The organism is Acinetobacter sp. YH01010, from assembly GCF_013420775.1.
GTDB classification, from domain to species: Bacteria; Pseudomonadota; Gammaproteobacteria; order Pseudomonadales; family Moraxellaceae; genus Acinetobacter; species Acinetobacter amyesii.
In genome coordinates this window covers 233,096-248,704 of record NZ_VOYF01000004.1, presented here as the reverse complement: position 1 = coordinate 248,704, position 15,609 = coordinate 233,096, and the positions used below count along the sequence as shown (strand labels likewise).

Here is a 15,609-nt window from a genome sequence, read left to right as displayed (position 1 = left end):
TACTGACAAAAATTTGCTCAAATAAACTTCGAGTAATTTCTACCATCAATCAATGAAAATAATTTCGATCAATCAACTAGTAAAAATCCACACAAGTTGTTCTTCATAATCTCTTAATGATCTTCTTGTTGGTTCGTCACCAGCAAGCTAGGTCGGCTATATTACTCTTTATTTCTAAAGAGTCAACCAGTAATTCAAATTATTTTTAAACTTATCAAATAAAACCGAACTTAATCAATTTAACCAAGTCATTGTTTTATCAGAAGTTTTAATCTTCATCACCGCCGATGGATGTGCATTCTACAGCATTTCACATCCGTTGCAACACCTTTTTTAAAATAATTATTTTGAGCGCACATTTTTCACTCAAATTACATTTTTTCATTCATATTTTGATCAAATTTGGTTTAATAGTAATAAATCAGGATTATTTGAACGTTTTTACTTATTATACGGCAAACATTTTGCCGTGCTAAAAGCGTCAGGACTATATATGCGCCAAACTTCTTTTTTATATGCAGGATTATTGTCACTTGTCGTAACAACACCTGTATTTGCAAATGACGAGTCTTCAGCACCTGTTGCTCAAGACTCAGAAGCTGCCAATAAATCAAAAACACAACAACTTGCGCATGCGGCGATGGTCAAGTCATCTGAAGTTGCAAAAAAATTATCTGTAAATGCAAATGCAGCACAATCAGAAGAAGATAAAGACCCTTTCCAACCGATCAACCGGAAAGTTTACGCATTTAATGATTATTTAGATGTCCACATTGCCCGCCCTGCTGCTGTGCAATATGTAGCAAAAACTCCAAAGGATATTCGTGAATCTTATCGTTTATTCCGTAAAAATTTGGGCGAACCTTGGAATGCATTTAACCAACTCATCCAAGGACGACCGACACGTGCCGCAAAAAGTCTGGGGCGTTTTACTGTTAATACACTGACAACTTTAGGCTTTGCTGACCCTGCAAGCCGTCTAGGTCTAGAAACAGAAGATGAAAACTTTGGCGCGACTTTAGGATATTACGGTATTCCTTCTGGTCCTTATATTGTTCTACCAGTGCTTGGTCCAAGCACATTGCGCCAAACCGTCGGTCTAGCTGTAGATAGTCAAGGACGTCCACAGAAATATATGCTTGATGGTCATGATGTGGCGTATTGGTCTGAGCAAACTTTACGTGGAATCGATACTCGCGCTCAATTACTGGATATCGAAGGTGTATTGCAAGGCGATAAATACGCTCAAATTCGTGACATCTATTTGCAACGCCTGAACTATTCTATTGCCGAGAAAAAAGGTATTGCTGAAGAAAACTTATTTATTGATGAAGAAGATGACGATATTGATGAATCTGAAGATAATTCAACAGATGTTTCAACTGATGATTCTACCGATTTCATTGATGATAGCAGTTCAGATGATACCGACACGGTAACAACTGAATAAATAAAATTTTTCAATTGGCTGGTGTGGTTTTTCCCTCCAGCCATCATTAGCTTGCTATAGTACACTTATTGTCTATCGAAGGATTCATCTAATTCTTTATGTATTTCATTCAACCTACTCGTGATATTCCATATTTAGATCAGGTACTTGATGCGCTTCCTAGCGTACAAATGATTAACATTGAAGATCTAGACTTGTATGATCCAACGATCATTGCAATTGCTGATGTTGCCGACTTTTTAAATCACCAATGGACACTTCCTACCATTGTGCTCGCTTTTGAGCATGAGGGCGCTGCATTGGCTCAAGCGTGGCAACAAGGTGCTTTAGCAGGATGGGTGTGGGATCATATTCCAACTAACCTCCAAGCAGCACTCACTAAAATTGATGCGCAATACAAACGCAATCAAGACAGCCGCGACCTCCCTTCTGCTGCAGATTTGCAAAAACGCTTACTGCCAAATCCAATCGAACTCCACAATTATAAAGTTGAAACATTCTTCCAACCTTCTGCTTATTTATCGGGTGATTGGTACGATTACTGGAAAATCAGCGATAAAGAAATTATGTTTTATCTCGCAGATGTGTCTGGTCATGGGGTAACGAGTAGTTTACTGACCTCATGGATGGCTGCTTTCCACGGTCGTTCAAAAACCCCGAGAGAACTCATCAAAAAGCTCAATGGCATGCTGGTTCAAGAAAATATTGAAAAGCACATTACCATGATTGCTGGGATACTCAATCTCGATACGCATGTCTTGAAATGGTCTAGTGCAGGGCATTATCCGCCGGCCATTTTATTTGAACCCGGTCTTCCTGCGCGAATTTTAAATACCAGCAGCTTCCCACTCGGCTTAACTGAAGACCTAGAAGTTGAAGAGTTTGAATTTATCTTAAATCGTTATTCTCGCTTTGTAATTTGCTCCGATGGCGCACTCGAACCTTTTGACGGTGGATTGAATGAACAGCTAGGTCAATTGGTTTATCACTTGCAAAATCAATCATTTCAAGCACCAGACCATGTTGCTGACGATATTGCCATCCTAAGTTTACGTCGAATCAATTAATCACGAAATCAATTACTTAAACCAAATACGACTTTCTGATCATACTCGGCTACTTGAGTAAGCTGTGCCCCTATGGGATAATTTACTATCCTTCTCTGCAAATGGCATTTATATGTCAACAGGTCATGTTGAATATGCAAGCTTGAACGGAACGCATATTTTTAAGCTTATTGGCGAAGTGCGTGCCCAATCTTGTATTAGTCTAGACAAGTTATTAAACAAAATTGAACAGCAACAAAATGTCGTCGGTGCAATCGTTGATTTAACCCAAACGACATTTATCGATAGTACTGTTCTTGGCATTTTGGCGAAACTGGGTTTGAAGCTCAAACAAGTTCACCATATCCAAGCGGTAATGTTGTCTACAAACTCTGATATCACAACGCTTGCCAATAGCATGGGTTTAGGTCAAGTGTTTGTTATTTTGAATTATTGTGGTGATCCAAGTGTATGCACTCGCGCACTTATGGAAGAACACATTACCCATAGCAATATGCTGAATACGGTTTTAGATGCACACAAAACGCTGATGAAACTGAATGATAGCAACCAAAATATGTTTGAGCCTTTGGTCAAACAACTGCAAAAAGAGCAGGATAATCTAGAGCAACCCAAGCAGCAAAATGTCTAATTTAGGTTAATCACAGCAGAGACCCTCTTCGCATGACTTTACTTTCCGTTGCACAAATGAATTCTCAAAATGACATTGAAGATAACTTCAAAGTGATCGAGTCATTGATGCAACAATGTCAGGCTCAAGGTGCGAGTCTCATTGTATTTCCTGAAAATTTTGTCTGCTTTGCCGCAGGTAAACAACGCGAAACCGCGGCGCAATTTGAAAGTATTCAGCAGCGACTAGAACAACTCGCACATCGTTATCAACTTTGGATTGTTGCGGGCACACTCCCATGCCCTTATCGTCCAGATGGTTCAATCATTCAAGATGGCCGTGTCCGTACTGTTAGCCTGTGTATCAGCCCTGAACATACCGAAGCACGTTATGACAAAATTCATTTATTTGATGTGCAAGTTGGTGACGCTGTCGGTGGCTATCAAGAATCAAAATTCTTTGAACCTGGTACTGAAACCGTAGTTGCAACAACACCTTTTGGCAATATTGGCCTGATGGTGTGCTACGACTTGCGCTTTCCTGAACTGGCTTTGAAACTTCGTAGCCAAGGTGCAAACATTTTAACGGCGCCTGCAGCTTTTACTTATACCACGGGTGAAATGCACTGGCAGTTGTTACTGCAAGCTCGTGCCATGGATAGCCAATGTGCTGTACTGGGTGCCGCACAACAAGGTTGGCATGGTGAAAAGCGTCAAACTTGGGGGCATGCTGGAGCAAGCAACAGCCGCGGTCAAATTTTAGCAATCACCGCAGAAGAAGGCGCTCAACTACTCACGGTTCCTTTTGACTTAGACGAACAGCAACAGATTCGCGCATCTATGCCACTGATGCAGCACCGTGTTTTGCTTCAATATTGATTTTTACCCTGTATAAAATTACAAAAAAACTGAATATTATTTAAGCAAAATCCCCCACGATATGATTTTGAACCATCATCTGAGGGATTAGAATAATGACTTTAGAAAAAGCAGTTTATACAGCCCATGCAAAAGCCACTGGTGGTCGTGATGGTCGTGCTACGACGTCCGATGGTCATTTAGATGTTCAATTGGCTGTGCCGAAAATTATGGGGGGTACAGGTAATGGTACGAATCCTGAACAACTCTTCGCCGCTGGTTATTCAGCCTGTTTTTTAGGTGCAATGAAATTTGTGTCTAACCGAGATAAAATTTCGATTACCCCTACTGCCTACGTCGAGGGTGATGTGGGTATCGGCCCTATTCCAACAGGATTTGGTATCGAAGTGACGCTTCATATTCATCTTGAGGGTATGGATGCAAGCGAGGCACAGAAATTGGTCGATGCTGCACATATTGTGTGCCCCTATTCAAATGCCACCCGAAACAATATTAATGTCACTTTAAATGTTTTGACTTAAATCCATTTGCACCTATCTATACAAAGCACTGTTTTAATTCCTTATAAAATAGTGCTTTGAACTTTTTGACTTCTACACACCTACAGCTGAGCTCAAAATAAAATCTTATCCATTTCCAATACATTTAAATATTCATATTCAGTTGCCAAAACCTTGCTAAAATATATAACGATTCTTATTTACATTCATTTGTTGATCTATGATGCTTAAACCTCTCCTTATCAGTACGTTGCTACTCAGCGCATCCACACTCAGTTTTGCTGAATTAACCCTGTCTGAAAAAGTCCATCCTCAAATTAAATCCTTGGTCAATCCAGATATTCAACGTCTTGCGCTACCACCAACACCGAACAACATGTCTTTACTTGCCTATGGTCAAGGCATCATTGGTTGGGGTACAGGCCCAGAAGGTGCAGCAGCGCGCTTAGCCAATATCAGCAAAGCCGATGTTGAAAAGCTTAAAACTCAAGATGTCAATTTAGAGATGGTTCAAACTTGGCAAAAGTTTTATGAAAATGAAACGCAGCGCAATGCAGGTAACCCAACCGCGCCCATTCGTGCTGAATTGATGAAGAAAGTTGTCAGTTTGTGGTAAGTGAAAGACCGTACAGCCCATATTTTTTGGGCTGTTTTTGTTCAAATTAAAATAAAAAATTATGAGACATTCGATAGAAAGAATAATGAATAAAATTTAAAAAATGTTTAATATTCAAACTATAATTAACTATACATCCATAAAAAATTAAAATCATTTTCAGGACTTTACAATGAAAACATACTTTTCGATGCTTTTTCTAAGCTTGGCCTTAGCCGCATGTAGCCAAACACCTGCGCCTGATTTTTCAGGGGAATGGAAACAAACACCTGACACGGAGAGCCTACGCAAACTTTCCATTAGCAAACAAGGCGATGACTACCAAATTAAAGACGAATTTTGGCTCGATAAAAATAATACTGAGCGCACTTCTAGTGCTTCATCCGGTATGGCCGAAGTGAATCATGATGTGCTGAAATATAAAGAGAGTAATAGCATTGAAATGAAACTGAGTGATGCAACTCACCTCACTCTGACAGACAAAGCATATGATGCTGTAATTCATTTTGAAAAGATTAACTAAAGCAAAGCCCCGAATCCTTACACAGGCTTCGGGGCTTTATTTATATTTTGCACTGACTATTCAGCCGCTTCATTCGTCACTCTAAGCACTTCTTCAATGGTGGTTTTACCTGCCAAAACTTTACGCAATCCATCATCACGTATTGAACCCGCATTTGCACGGACATGATTTTCTAACTCAAACTCTGCAGCATTTCCATGAATCAGACGACGTGTTTGCTCATCAATTGGAACGATTTCATAAATTGCGGTACGCCCTGTAAATCCAGTATGCGAGCATTGTTCGCAGCCTTTAGGTTGTGGCAATTTTAATTCGGCCGATGCATCGAGATGCTTAAATAAGTCTTTTTCAAAATCATCGGCATCATGCCAAGTCGCACAGTGACGGCACAAGGTTCGAACCAAACGCTGCGCCACCACACCGATCAATGAGCTTGAAAGTAGAAATGGTTCAATCCCCATGTCTTTAAGACGGGTCACCGCACCGATTGCTGTATTGGTATGCAGCGTTGAAAGTACCAAGTGGCCTGTTAATGACGCTTGTACTGCAATTTCAGCAGTTTCTAAATCACGAATCTCCCCGACCATCACCACATCTGGGTCTTGTCGAAGCATGGCTTTTAATGCACGAGCAAAGGTCATATCCACTTTGGTATTGACCTGCGTCTGCCCGATCCCTTCAAGTTGATACTCAATTGGATCTTCCGCAGTCAATATATTTTTTGAACCATCATTTAGATCAGACAATGCCGCATATAAGGTTGTGGTTTTACCCGAACCCGTTGGTCCCGTAACTAAAATAATGCCATGCGGACGATGTACCAGTTGTTTCAATCGATCATAGTCATGCTGCATCAAGCCCAAATGGGTCATGTTTAAACGCCCAGCTTGTTTATCGAGTAAACGCATCACCACACGTTCACCATAGGAAGATGGTAAGGTTGATACACGAACATCGACTTCTCGGCCCGCCAAACGTAGTGAAATACGACCATCTTGTGGAATTCGCTTTTCTGCAATATCGAGTTTGGCCATGACTTTGATACGTGACACCAACAGTGGTGCTAGTTCACGACGTGGCTGCACAATTTCACGTAACTGACCATCGACACGTAAGCGGACAGACAGCTTTTTTTCAAAAGATTCGATATGAATATCTGAAGCACCGACACGGATCGCTTCAGACAATAAGGCATTGATTAAGCGTACAATCGGTGCATCATCTTCCTGATCCATCAGATCTTCAGCTTCTGGCACAGAGTCCGCAAGGCTGAGTAAATCGGGATGATCTTCCAGGCCCGCTGCAACTTGTTGAGACTCACCGGTGTCTCCGGCAAAGCTTGCACTGAGTAATTGATTAAACTCTTGCTCACTACATAATTGATATTGTGCAGGATGCCCTAAATAGCGACGTGCTTCTTGTAAAGCCAACAGTGGCGTGCTGTCACGACGTACAATAAAAGCTTGATCACCCTCATATCGAAGCAATACGCCATGACGTTTGGCAAAACTATATGGTATTTGTAATTGTTTAAGTACTTGCATCACGCATTATAATGATGAAAAAAGTTGTTTTGAGTGTACTCTAAGCATCTGACAGCGTGAAGTCTGTTTTTAGGATTTATCAGGACAAGGGATATACGCATTGCCATTAGAAAATGATTTGACTGAAAAGGAATCCCCAAAACGTAAATGGTGGGGGGAATATCAATTTGAACTGAATCACCCGCGCAGTTGGCAGTTTGGGTCTTTATTGTTTCGTGTGACGCGCGGCATGCAAGAGTGGCGTATGGAATATCATCGCCCGACCTTTCAGTTTGACTATGAGCAGCAATGGCATCCGATTCAAGACCCTGAATTTGATTTTCCACAACCCATTAAAATGGAACGTTATATGTTCCGCCAGACGCATGACAAAATTCAAATCATGCCACGTTTGGCAGATCGGTCTGTGGTGATTAAACCGGTCGATCCGATTTATATTCCAGCGGGACAGCGCGGAACGCTGTATATCAGCACACCGCTGTGGATTGCTGGCTTTGTCGAAGGTCTTAGAGAACCTTTGTTTGATATACCTGTGATTCTACCAAAAGATACCTGGTTTGGTCCGAACCATCGAATGGGTGAAATTTGCTATGCCACAGCAGTTGATGGTCGTACAGAACTTAAACAACTCAAACCTCGTGCTTTTCGTGCAGTAACCCCTATTGAGTTTCATAACGTGAGTAATCAACAGATTCGTTTTGACCGTATGAATGTCCCTGTACCGGCTTTGCCATTATTTTATAGTGAAAGTACAGGACGTTTATGGACTTCACAAATTCGAGTCGTGCATGAAGGTCATGACAAACCGCCGCGGGTCAAAATTGAAAACCGTACACCGCCACAAGCCGGTGACGTAATTTATCTGCATCCGCCACGCGAGTCAGCTAATGTACTATTCAATATGTTTGATTCATTTTTCTAACGGTGAGCCATGGCAGATTTAAATATTTCGACAGAAATTACCAGCAGCCTAAAAGGAATGGTCGCCAATCTCAATACCGATCGGCTGACAGAATTATTGGTGGCTGTTTTACTGGCAGTCATCGGCTTTCTGATTGCACGTTTTATCTCAAACACCTTTATCCGCACTGTAGGTATGCGTTTCAATGCCCATCAGCAGTTGGTTTGGCGTCGCGGGATTTTCTATTTCATCTTTATCATCTTTGTGATGGCCAGTTTAAAAGAAGCCGGCTTTAAACTCAGCGTCTTCTTGGGTGCAGCAGGTATTTTAACGGTCGCACTGGGTTTTGCCTCGCAAACGTCCGCATCCAACCTGATCAGCGGGATGTTCTTGATCGGTGAAGGATCTTTTGAAGTTGGTGATACCATTCAATTGACACTGATTCGCGGGCATACCATTGAAGGTGAAGTAATCTCGATTGATTTACTGTCGGTCAAATTACTCACGCAGGACAATGTCTATGTCCGTTTGCCGAATGAACAACTGATTCGGGCACCTGTACATAACCTGTCTAAGTTTCCAATACGGCGAATTCCAATTACCCTTGCGATTAACTTTCATGAAGACATCATCAAAGTCCGTGAAGTTTTATTAGATGCCGTTAGTAAATATCCATTGGTCTTGGCCGATCCTAAACCTGCCGTGACCGTCACTGCCTTTCGAGAATCTTCCATTGAGCTGCTTTTTGCCATTTGGTGCCAAAGAGAGAATTTCCTGAAAGTCCGCGATGAGATGCAAGAACGGATTCGAAATGCCTTTGTCGAAAATAAAATTGAAATCCCTGTCCCGAAAATGGGTTTTGTTGACCACCCACTTTCTACACAAGCAAGCGATGCTAACGTCGATCAATATGCCAATGCGCAAGAGATTCAACGAGAGCCTCAACTCAAATAATGGTCTATCGACTTGATATGAAAGGCTCTGCATATCTTCAAATGTGCAGGGTTTTTTTATCATGTACTTTTATAGCCATCGACCTGTACAGCTTAGTGATCTCGTACCTTTAAGAATTTCATCATGGTTCAACCTTGTCATTCGGCATGGGTGCAATATAGGCAATCAAAAGCATGGCAAAACCTGCCGCCATAAATGAAATCACTCGCATGAGTGTGCCGACATGAGATAAATCCAGCAAGACCAGTTTCAAAGTGACCAAGACCAAAATACTGCCGCCGAGCAGCCAAACTGAACGTAATTGGCGCTGAGTGGCAAAGCGCATACTCACCAAAGCCAATAACACCCACAGCACAGTAAAACTCAGTTGAACGGTCGCATCGCTCCAAATGTCTAAACTGTTATAAGGCGTATCCAGATACCTATGTAAGGCACGAAGCACGACATAGCTACTTAACCAAAGTAGCCCAAGGACACTCAACACGGCAGCCAAGCTACGATCTAAACCAGCTTTTAACTGTTGATTCAACATCCATAAAAAAGCCGCTAACAACAGCAAACTCACAGCATCAAAAGGATTTAATATGGGCAAGATATATCCCACAAAGGCCTGCTGACTAAATAATTGCGAACTAATGATCCAACTCAAAGCCAAAAACAAACTGCTACGCGCTTGCCAAAACATTTTCCAGACCGGTTGCTGCGCTTGCCAATAACACCATGCACAAAATATCAGCGGCAAAATTACCACACTGATATACGGCATACTGGGTATCAGCGTCAGACTGGTCCACGCCAAGCTACTCAAAATTCCGAGACTGACCCATTCTTTTTCTTCACGCACACCGAGTAATGGTCGTAGCCAAAGCAGCGTCAAGCTCAGCCCAGCGAATGCAAAATAAATCTGCTCCATCGCTGAATGCCAAAGTAACTGACCGTTCTCACTCACTGAAATAACTTGGTACAGCCCCATCACATAAACAGGCACTAGACCCGTCCACTTAATGATGGACCAACTCCACGAAGCTTTTCGTTTTAACAAGCCTTCATTCACCAACAGATAGGCCACACTGACAATCAATAGACTCAAAGCCAATTGATGACTACTCTGCAGCCGATCTAAGAGCAACATGATGAACATAGTAGTTGCTGAGAGCATTTGCACACATTGAAAGGCAATACTCGAACTTGAAAGCTGTTTATGAAATGCAGGAACAGCGTGCGTCACGATAATGGCCGCCAAATAGCTCAAACACACGCCCCAATACATCTGTGCAGGGAAATGTGGCAGTTGAACCAAATAATACAGACTTGAACAACCCGCCATCACCAAGAGCGCCATGCCTAAATAACGGCTGATATTGGACTGCTTGTATAGGGCATATATAAATATCAACGCACCTTCAACTGCCCAACCAACCACACTCCACTGCTCTTTCAATACTATCGGTGGAATCAATGCCAAGAATATTAAGGTCAAACTCAAATAACTTTGTGCAATCAGTGGGATCACAGCACTACGTTTACTGATGCTATACAGTGCGGCAAAAAGCGCCGCGAATAGCAAGCTATACCCCGCCTGCCATACGGTTTCCTCAAAATACATCAAATACAATGCCAGATAAGCAAGCACTGGCGAAGCAAATATCAGTGCAATATCCAAGGCTGGTTTGAGCTGAAAATGCGCAAGATCCTGTTTTGCCAATAACTGACTAAAACGAAAACCGAGCCAAATAAAAATCGCAGCGTGAGCTAAAACCAACACGCTCATCATCTGACGTTCGGTGGTGTATCCGTGGTAAAAAGCATATCCACCACCCATAATCACCGTCATCAAAAATGCGATTTGATTCAGATATTTCCACGGTCTTAAAGTACTCATGACTGCAACAGCCAGATTAATTACAAGATAATAGGCAATAAATTCCGTTGCAGTTGCATCACGAACAGGCAAGGTAAATGGCGCAAGATAGGCGATCAGCATTGCCATAATTGCCAGTTCTACCGACTGTTGTTTCAGACTGAGCCAAATCGTCAATGCCATAAGTGCAGCATACAGTAGACAAGCTATGCCAAAGCCCGGAATCACGGCATTGTAATAGGCAAAAAATAAAGTCAAAAACAGCGCTGCAAGACCTAGACCTTCTAGAGCCAAGGCAAAACTGCGGTTTTTGGTTTGCAGCCAAAAACCCAGTCCGACAACACCAGCACTGCTCAAACTCACAATCAGCAATTTCATGGCCAAGCTTAGTTGCCAATGCTCTGTGGCAAATCTAAGTAATAACACCACGCCAATCACCAAGACCAGTACCGCCACTTTCAACACGGGATTACCTTGAAAAAGCCATTGCTGAATTTGATTAGATAGATTTGGCGCAATCTTGGATGGTGTATTAGAAGGTGTTGAATTGAATGGTGTCTGATGTCTAGCTTTACCAATTTCCGTCGCGGGATGTACAGATGGTGTATCGTCAGAATCAAAATTTTCAGGACGGTCTATTGTCGACGCTGATATTGAAGTAGCTGCATGAATCGATTGCGACTGGAGCGCACGTCCTTGCAATAAATGCAGCTGATGTTCCAATCGTTTCAGCCAACGCAGAAAAAAATAAACCCACAGGCTAATCCCAATCGCAACCAAGTATCCCAGTTCTGTTAACAGCCCAACGACCGTTAATAACGATGCAATATATAACGGAACCTTTGATGTCACTTGGAATGGTTGTTTTGATGAACTCAGTGCATCAGCGCCGTGCTGTAAATCATCGACATAATTCATCAAACTGAGCATAAAACCAATGCCGCTGATATAACTCAAGATACGGATGTCTAAGTACCATGCCCCGATCCCTACCATAATCAGCGACATCAACCAAATCATCTTGAGTTCATTATTCTGTTTCAGCATACCTGCTTCGTCATTTTCCTGAATGTTTTGATGATACATGAGCCCGACGGATGGATTAAAACTATTCATCAGTGATTCGGTAAGTTACATATACAATCTAGACTCTGCGTGCGGGCAAAAAATCACGTACAATAAAACCGTTTTTAGGATTAGGAAATTATCAATGCCACCATTTGTCTTGGTCGATGGCTCATACTTTTTATTTCGTGCTTACCATGCACTGCCACCATTAACCACTTCAACCGGTTTGCATACCAATGCAATCCGAGGTGCCATTTCTGCCATCCAAAAATTAATGCGTCGTATTCAACCGACGCATATGGCCGTTATTTTCGATACACCTGAACCAACCTTCCGTCATGAATTGTCCCCAATTTATAAGGGTGACCGTCCAAGTATGCCCGAAGAATTATCACAACAAATTCCATATCTTCATGCATTAATTCGTGCTCTAGGGATTCCGCTGCATATGTTGCCGGGCGCTGAGGCCGATGACATTATCGGAACTTTAGCCAAACGCGCTGAAGCAGCCGGTCATCAAGTTTTGATCTCCACCGGTGACAAAGACATGGCGCAGCTCGTTACTGAGCGTGTCACTTTAGAAGACAGCTTCAAAGACAAACCGATGGACGTTCAAGGCGTTTTTGAAAAATTTGGGGTGTGGCCGAATCAAATCATTGACTACCTCACGCTGATGGGCGACGCCTCTGACGGCATTCGTGGTGTGCCCGGTGTTGGCGCAAAAACAGCAGCAAAACTTTTAACCGAGTACGGTTCGATTGGCGGCATTTTAGAAAATGTTGACAGTATTAAAGGTAAAGTCGGTCAAAACATTAAGGACAATGTCGAAGGGATTACTCTTGACCACCAACTGGCGAGCATTGTTTGCGACCTCGACATGGGCCTTAAATACGAAGATTTGAAACTTGCTGATCCAAATATTCCAGCTCTTCGTGATTTATATACTGAACTAGAATTCCGTAACCAACTGCAGTCATTAGATCATCCGAACAACCCAAATGGTGCAACCTACAAACAAGCAGCCAAAGCCATCAACACCACGGCGACTGTAGCCAATGCACCCGAAGTGGAAGATCAAGCGGACAAAACCAGTGTTGATGATTTACTCGGTGAAGCACGTTATCACACAGTATTGACCCAAGAAGATTGGGATGTGTTATTCAAGCGTCTAAGTACTGAAAAGCGTTTTGCCTTTGATACCGAAACCACTAGCCTTGACTACCGCGTGGCGCAGATTGTAGGTTTCTCGGTGGCTTTAGATGCACATGATGCCTATTACGTGCCGCTTGCGCATGATTATGAAGGTGCGCCGCAACAACTTGATCGCGACACAATTCTGAATCAACTCAAACCTTTACTTGAAGATAATGACGTACAAAAAATTGGTCATCATCTCAAATATGATGCACATGTCTTAGAAAATCATGGTATTCATTTGGCAGGTTGGTATTTCGATACCATGTTAGCCTCTTATGTCCTCAACTCTGTGGCAACTCGTCATGGAATGGATGACGTCGCGCGTTTGTATTTAAGTCATCTCACAACGACGTTCGAACAAGTGGCGGGCAAAGGTGCAAAACAAAAGACCTTTAACCAAATTGAGCTTGAAACTGCAGCCCATTATGCCGCAGAAGATGCCCATGTGACCTATCGTCTGTATGAAGTACTCGATAAAAAGTTACAAGCCCATCCGGAACTGATCAATATTTTGCACAATATTGAAATGCCGGTTGCCCGTGTTCTAACCTCTATGGAAGAAAACGGCATTGAGCTAGATATGAACTTCCTCGACCAACTCGGTGTGGAATTTGCCAATACCATTCAAAATTTAGAAACAGAAATTACCGATCTTGCGGGTCAAAGCTTCAATGTCAGCTCACCAAAACAAGTTGGTGAGATTCTGTTTGATAAATTAGGTTTAAAAGGCGGTAAGAAGACCTCTACAGGTCAGTACAGTACCAGTGAAAGTGTCTTAGAAAAAATCGACCATCCGATTACCGACTTAATTTTGGAATATCGTGGTCTCTCTAAACTGAAAAGCACTTATACCGATGGTCTGTTAAAACAAGTGAATAATGACACACATCGTGTGCATACCAGTTACCACCAAGCTTTAACGGCTACAGGTCGTCTGTCATCTACCGATCCAAACTTACAGAACATTCCTGTCCGTGAAGATATTGGACGTCAAATCCGTAAAGCCTTTATTGCACCTGAAGGTCGCATTTTACTGGCAGCCGATTACTCGCAAATCGAATTACGTTTAATGGCGCATTTCTCGCAAGATCATGCATTGGTCGATGCTTTTAATCATGGACAAGACGTACATAAACGTACTGCGGCAGAAGTTTTGGGCATTCCACTCGATGAAGTGACCAGCAACCAACGTCGTCAAGCCAAAGCGGTGAACTTCGGCCTGCTCTATGGTATGTCTGAATTTGGTTTGACCCGTCAGTTGGGTTTCACTCGAGAAGAGTCGCGTAACTATATTGGTAAATACTTCCAACGCTACCCTGGTGTTTTGGAATATATGGAACGTACTCGCCAAGTTGCACGTGAACAAGGTTTTGTGGAAACCATTTTAGGTCGTCGTCTGTATACACCAGACATTATGGCGAGCAACAAAATGGTGAAACAAGGCGCTGAACGTGCAGCGATCAATGCACCACTACAAGGTTCTGCAGCGGATATTATTAAATTGGCCATGATCGCCGTCGATAAAATCTTACCGAAAGATCAAGCCAAAATGTTACTGCAAGTACACGATGAATTGGTGTTTGAAGTTGATGCTGCAATTGCCGATGAACTGTCTGCCCAACTGACTGAAGTGATGCAATCTGTGTTGAAAATTTCCGTTCCACTGATTGTGGAAGTCGGTCAAGGCAATAACTGGGACGAAGCACACTAATTCATTCACGTTCATTCACACCTTTCTCCTTATAGGAGGAAGGTTGGGATGGAGGTGAGATGTTTCTTAGTTAGTAGAAATATCTTGTTTTACACCACATATTAAATCCACAAAAAAGGACGCCTCGGCGTCCTTTTTAATTTAACTTGTCTTAGCTCAGATTAAAGACCAGTCAATAATGCAATTGCGACTTGCTTCATAATGGTTTCCGCAACCAACAATGCCAAAATCGCAAAAATTGGTGACAAGTCAATCATCCCCATATTTGGAAGAATACGGCGGAATGGTGCAAGTAGCGGTTCCGCCAGCTCTTGAACCACTTCAATATAAGGCGAACGTGACTGACTAAACATCACGACCCAACTCAAAATAATCGATGCAAAAATTAAGTAACGACAGAAACGGATTAAATCCTGAATCATGGTCACAAAGGTCATAATGATCAAATGGAATGGACTATTCACCGCCACTCCAGACAAATACATCAAACCAAACATTTTTAACAAATACAGAATCACCACCAACACCAAAGCTGCAGTATTCACTCGACCTTTGGCCAAAGTTGGGAAAATTCGGCTAAAGATATCGACAATTTTTGTTGCTTTTGCTGTTGCCAAAACCACAGGGTTATATGGACTCACGGCAGCAAGCTGCATTAAAAAACGGAAAAATACGAGCAAAATTGCAACGTTAATAATGATTCCAAAAATTTGAGCAGAGCCCATACTT

The 15,609-nt window shown here is 42.3% G+C and carries 13 protein-coding genes; 10 read left to right on the top strand and 3 right to left on the bottom strand.

Going from position 1 to position 15,609, the window contains the following annotated elements; all coding sequences use genetic code 11:
• Window positions 1–493: 493 nt before the first annotated feature.
• From FTT77_RS05710 to FTT77_RS05680, 7 genes are all read left to right on the top strand, one after another.
• Window positions 494–1,450, top strand: coding sequence for a VacJ family lipoprotein (locus tag FTT77_RS05710; RefSeq protein WP_180009657.1), 957 nt, complete (start codon window positions 494–496; stop codon window positions 1,448–1,450).
• A gap of 98 nt (window positions 1,451–1,548) precedes the next feature.
• Entirely contained in the window at window positions 1,549–2,517 is a 969-nt protein-coding gene (gene gigA, locus FTT77_RS05705) for an RsbU family protein phosphatase GigA (RefSeq protein WP_180055952.1), read from the top strand.
• 112 nt (window positions 2,518–2,629) lie between these two features.
• The gene (gigB, locus tag FTT77_RS05700) at window positions 2,630–3,148 is read left to right on the top strand and encodes an anti-anti-sigma factor GigB (RefSeq protein ID WP_078189558.1); all 519 of its coding nucleotides are present in this window, start codon (window positions 2,630–2,632) and stop codon (window positions 3,146–3,148) included.
• A gap of 32 nt (window positions 3,149–3,180) precedes the next feature.
• The gene (locus FTT77_RS05695; protein ID WP_180108981.1) at window positions 3,181–4,005 is read left to right on the top strand and encodes a carbon-nitrogen hydrolase family protein; all 825 of its coding nucleotides are present in this window, start codon (window positions 3,181–3,183) and stop codon (window positions 4,003–4,005) included.
• Between the two features lie 95 nt (window positions 4,006–4,100).
• Window positions 4,101–4,526: an organic hydroperoxide resistance protein gene (locus tag FTT77_RS05690; RefSeq protein WP_180108982.1), complete on the top strand. Its 426-nt coding sequence runs from the start codon at window positions 4,101–4,103 to the stop codon at window positions 4,524–4,526.
• 202 nt (window positions 4,527–4,728) lie between these two features.
• Complete coding sequence (locus FTT77_RS05685; RefSeq protein ID WP_180108983.1) at window positions 4,729–5,121, top strand: DUF4951 domain-containing protein; 393 nt, start codon at window positions 4,729–4,731, stop codon at window positions 5,119–5,121.
• A gap of 172 nt (window positions 5,122–5,293) precedes the next feature.
• The gene (locus FTT77_RS05680; RefSeq protein ID WP_180020952.1) at window positions 5,294–5,644 is read left to right on the top strand and encodes a hypothetical protein; all 351 of its coding nucleotides are present in this window, start codon (window positions 5,294–5,296) and stop codon (window positions 5,642–5,644) included.
• Window positions 5,645–5,700: 56 nt separating this feature from the next.
• On the opposite strand, the gene gspE is transcribed toward FTT77_RS05680, so the two are convergent.
• On the bottom strand, window positions 5,701–7,188 hold the full coding sequence (gene gspE / locus FTT77_RS05675; RefSeq protein WP_111884711.1) for a type II secretion system ATPase GspE: 1,488 nt from the start codon (window positions 7,186–7,188) through the stop codon (window positions 5,701–5,703).
• 100 nt (window positions 7,189–7,288) lie between these two features.
• On the opposite strand from gspE, the gene FTT77_RS05670 reads away from it, so the two are divergent.
• Window positions 7,289–8,110 (top strand): hypothetical protein, encoded by an 822-nt coding sequence (locus tag FTT77_RS05670; protein WP_180108984.1) that lies wholly within the window; start codon window positions 7,289–7,291, stop codon window positions 8,108–8,110.
• A 9-nt stretch (window positions 8,111–8,119) separates the two neighbouring features.
• The gene (locus FTT77_RS05665) at window positions 8,120–9,043 is read left to right on the top strand and encodes a mechanosensitive ion channel family protein (RefSeq protein ID WP_078192623.1); all 924 of its coding nucleotides are present in this window, start codon (window positions 8,120–8,122) and stop codon (window positions 9,041–9,043) included.
• Window positions 9,044–9,164: 121 nt separating this feature from the next.
• Here the strand turns inward: FTT77_RS05665 and FTT77_RS05660 are convergent, their stop codons facing one another.
• The gene (locus FTT77_RS05660; RefSeq protein ID WP_180109053.1) at window positions 9,165–11,951 is read right to left on the bottom strand and encodes a DUF2339 domain-containing protein; all 2,787 of its coding nucleotides are present in this window, start codon (window positions 11,949–11,951) and stop codon (window positions 9,165–9,167) included.
• Window positions 11,952–12,114: 163 nt separating this feature from the next.
• Here FTT77_RS05660 and polA point away from each other — a divergent pair, with 163 nt between their 5' ends.
• The gene (polA, locus tag FTT77_RS05655; RefSeq protein WP_180062973.1) at window positions 12,115–14,880 is read left to right on the top strand and encodes a DNA polymerase I; all 2,766 of its coding nucleotides are present in this window, start codon (window positions 12,115–12,117) and stop codon (window positions 14,878–14,880) included.
• Window positions 14,881–15,041: 161 nt separating this feature from the next.
• Here the strand turns inward: polA and FTT77_RS05650 are convergent, their stop codons facing one another.
• Window positions 15,042–15,605 (bottom strand): YggT family protein, encoded by a 564-nt coding sequence (locus FTT77_RS05650; protein WP_078189567.1) that lies wholly within the window; start codon window positions 15,603–15,605, stop codon window positions 15,042–15,044.
• Between the last annotated feature and the right edge of the window lie 4 nt (window positions 15,606–15,609).